Origin of the sequence: Methanocrinis sp., assembly GCF_049974945.1 — an archaeon.
Lineage (GTDB): Archaea > Halobacteriota > Methanosarcinia > Methanotrichales > Methanotrichaceae > Methanocrinis.
On record NZ_JBNGCU010000151.1, the window covers coordinates 1 to 3,201 of the forward strand.

The following is a 3,201-nucleotide window of genomic DNA, read 5'->3' on the forward strand; positions in this document are numbered from 1 at the left end:
ACCTCCTTCATCCCCGAGACCCCAGCGTAGCGGTAGGCGTTGGCCCAGACCCTGAAGCTCGTCCGCAGGGGCGTCATCCGGTTGTAGACCCGCTTCAGAGACCAGTTCAAAACCTCCTCCATCTCTGCGGGAGGGATGTGGGGGTGGTTCCAGACCAGGTGCTTCATGTCGAACCGGTGCCAGTCCCGCTCGAAGATCCCGTAGTTCTCCTCCAGCTCGTCCCAGAGCTTCGTCTGGGGGAGTGGGGTCATGATGCAGATCTGGGTTATGTCCAGCTTGAGGTTGGCAAGGTCGGTTATGTCCTTTTGGAGGGACTGCCTGGTGTCCTCGGGAAACCCGATCATGTAGTAGCCGACGGTCCCCAGGCCGTACTTCTGGAGAAGACGGACCGTCTCCAGGACGTCCTCAGTCCCCTCCTTCTTGTTGATGTCGTCGAGCTTATCCTGGTGGAGGTTCTCGATCCCGATGGCCGCCCCCGCAAAACCCTTCACCTGACGGGGCTTCTTCCCGGTGACCGGATCGGGCCTGGTCCTCATCTCCACCCAATCGGGTATCTTTTTTCTCAAATAGTCGGCCCGAGCCATGCAGCCCCAGACCATCCCGTACTCGTCCAGGAGCTCGACGACCCGATCGGCGTGCCTTCGGTTCGCGCCGAAGTTCTCGTCCTCGATCAGAACGACGTTGATCTCGTGATCCTTGTAATATGATATGACCTTCTCCAGGCTCTCCAGGGGAACGGGATGGGGGCGGTTACAGAACTTGGGGGTCTGGCAGAACTTGCAGCCCACCCCGCAGCCCCGGGTGGTGAACATGATCCCGTAGATGTTCAGCTTCTTGTTGAAGGGGGTTCCCAGGTACTCGATGAGGGGCGGGTGAAGGACGTCCTTCTGCTCCACCTTCCTTCCGAAGTAGGGGGCGACCGTCCCTTCGGCGTACCCCTCGAAGGTCCGGTCGAATCTGTCCTGGATCGATGGGGTCAGAGCGCCGTAGTTTCCTGCCCAGAGCTCCCCGGCCTTCCCGGAGGCCCGGGCCGCCTCCACCATCTCCAGGATCTCGCAGGTCTCGTTGAGGTAGAAGGAGAAGCCGACCACGTCCCAGCCCTCGGAGAGCTTATTTTTGTACTCCTCGAAGGTGGGGTACTCCAGGATCTCGATCTCGGGGATGTTCTGCTTGAGGAAGCGCAGGCCGAAGGACTGGAGCCGGGGCCAGTAGAACCGAAACCACTTGGAGCGGGCGTTGGAGCCTATGTAATCGTAAGGCTCGGGATCGTTCTTGTAGACGGTGGTGAAGAGGACTTTGGGGGGCATAGTTGGCATTTGCCCGCCGATCGAAGATTAAGGTTACGATTCTGATCTTGCCCTCTACCCTCTATTCAATCTCCAGCCGTTTCGACGCAAACCTATAAACCCCCTCCCTCATTCATCCTCCCTCATGGAAGGGGCAGCCATCGCCACCACGGGTCTTTCCATGCGGTTCAACGGCTTTGTCGCCGTCGACGGGGTCGACCTCGAAATCGAGAGGGGGGAGCTCTTCGGCCTCCTCGGCCCAAACGGCGCGGGAAAGAGCACCATAATCAAGATGCTGACCACGATGCTCCGGCCCTCCGCTGGCGGGGCATCCGTCTGGGGCTTCGACATCGACCGGGAGAGGGACGAGGTTCGTAACTCCATCGGGGTCGTCTTCCAGGACCCGTCCGTGGACAGCCAGCTCTCGGGCCGGGAGAACCTGGACTTTCACGGTCGGATGTACGGGATGGACCGAAAGACCCGCCTGGAAAGGGTTGCCGAGGTCCTGGAGCTGGTGGACCTCGCCGATAAGGCAGACGTGCTGATGGAGGACTACTCCGGAGGGATGCAGAGGAGGCTGGAGATCGCCCGGGGTCTGATGCACCATCCTCACGTCCTCTTCCTCGACGAGCCGACATTGGGCCTGGACGCCCAGACTCGGAGGCATATCTGGCAGTACATCCTGAAGATGAACCGGGAGGAGGGGGTGACCGTCGTCCTCACCACCCACTACATGGAGGAGGCAGACCACCTCTGCGAGAGGGTCGCCATCATCGACCAGGGGGAGATCGTCGCCCTGGACACCCCCGAGAACCTCAAGGACCTGATCGGCGCGGACATCGTCACCCTGGAGGTGGATGGCGGGATCGGCGACGAGCAGGTCCGCGCCTTCTCGAAGTTCGAGGGGGTCGAGGCCGTCGACCGGTCCGGCTCGACCCTCAACCTCAGCGTCGACCGGGGCGAGGCCCGGATCCCCGAGATCGTCCTTTCCGCCTGCAGGGTGGGGGTGAAGATAAGGTCGGTCAGCATGCACGAGCCGACCCTCGAAGACGTCTTCCTCAAGTTCACCGGCAAGAAGATCCGGGAGGCGGAGTCGGCCGGCGCCGGTCGGATGGTGGCGGTCCAGAGCAGGATGAGGACTCGGAGGCACTGATATGACCAGGGTGAACGTCTACGCCATCTACAGCCTGTGGCTGCGGGAGATGATCCGCTTCTTTCGGCTGAAGAGCCGGGTCTTCGGCTCTCTGGCCCCGCCCTTCTTCTTCCTCGCCTTCCTCGGCTTCGGCTTCCGATCCGCGGCGATGCCCGATATCCCCTCGGGCGTCGACTACATCAGCTTCCTCGCTCCGGGGATCATCGGGATGACCCTGCTCTTCTCCTCCACCTTCGGAGGGCTCTCCATGCTCTGGGACCGGGAGTTCGGCTTTCTCCGGGAGATCATGGTCGCTCCCGTATCGCGGCTCTCCATCGTCATCGGAAGGACCGCGGGCGGCGTCACCACCGCGGTGATGCAGGGCCTCTTCATCCTCGTTCCGGGGATCGTCATGGGCCTGGAGATCTCCGGGTTCGGCGGCTTTCTCCTCTCCCTGGTCTTCATGGTCCTGATCGCCACCACCTTCAACAGCCTGGGCCTCGCCTTCGCCTCCCGGATGAAGGACATGTCCGGCTTCTCATTGATCATGAACTTCATGGTCTTCCCCCTCTTCCTCCTCTCCGGAGCCCTCTTCCCCATATCGAACCTCCCTCCGTGGCTTCGGAGCCTCTCCTACCTCGACCCCCTCACCTACGGCGTGGACGGACTTCGGGGGTCCCTGGTGGGGGTCAGCGACTTTCCCCTGGCCTTCGACCTCGCGATCCTCGCGGTCTGCTCTGCGGGGGCCCTGGGCCTGGGTGCCTATCTCTTCGAGAAGAGCGA

General features: G+C 62.0%; 3 protein-coding genes. 2 read left to right on the top strand and 1 reads right to left on the bottom strand.

Features of this window, described 5'->3' with window-relative positions; genetic code table 11:
* Positions 1 to 1,307 (bottom strand): B12-binding domain-containing radical SAM protein (locus tag ACP5EL_RS09940; RefSeq protein WP_428402355.1); only part of this gene is annotated, 1,307 nt, incomplete at its 3' end.
* 124 nt (positions 1,308 to 1,431) lie between these two features.
* Between ACP5EL_RS09940 and ACP5EL_RS09945 the strand changes: the two genes are divergently transcribed.
* Positions 1,432 to 2,439, top strand: a complete 1,008-nt coding sequence (locus ACP5EL_RS09945) for an ATP-binding cassette domain-containing protein (RefSeq protein WP_428402356.1) — start codon at positions 1,432 to 1,434, stop codon at positions 2,437 to 2,439.
* Between the two features lies 1 nt (position 2,440).
* On the top strand, positions 2,441 to 3,201 hold a 761-nt coding region (locus ACP5EL_RS09950), incomplete at its 3' end, for an ABC transporter permease (RefSeq protein WP_428402357.1).

What these genes read in the sequence shown, in the direction of transcription:
- ACP5EL_RS09945 (WP_428402356.1), top strand. Translation starts at nt 1,432, where the DNA reads ATGGAAGGGGCAGCCATCGCCACCACGGGTCTTTCCATGCGGTTCAAC.